The sequence below is a fragment of the Falsiroseomonas algicola genome, assembly GCF_011040385.1.
GTDB classification, from domain to species: domain Bacteria; phylum Pseudomonadota; class Alphaproteobacteria; order Acetobacterales; family Acetobacteraceae; genus Falsiroseomonas; species Falsiroseomonas algicola.
On record NZ_JAAIKB010000086.1, the window covers coordinates 1 to 243 of the forward strand.

1 protein-coding gene is annotated in these 243 nt (G+C 72.8%); it reads right to left on the reverse strand.

The features are described from left to right. Positions 1-224: histidinol dehydrogenase (locus G3576_RS31130; RefSeq protein ID WP_235952570.1), on the reverse strand; the 224-nt coding region annotated here is incomplete at its 3' end. Between the last annotated feature and the right edge of the window lie 19 nt (positions 225-243).

The window sequence follows — 243 nt, forward strand, 5'->3', positions numbered from 1 at the left end:
GCGACGAAGGCGTTGCCCGGACCGACCAGCATGTCCACCGGCGCGATGCTCTCGGTGCCGATGGCCATGCCGCCCACGGCCTGGACGCCGCCCAGCACCAGGATCTCGTCGGCGCCGGCCAGATGCATGGCGGCGACGATGGCCGGGTGCGGCTTGCCCTTGTAGGGAGGCGCGGCGGCGACCACCCGCTTGACGCCGGCCACCTTGGCCGTCAGCACGCTCATGTGGGCCGAGGCCACCATC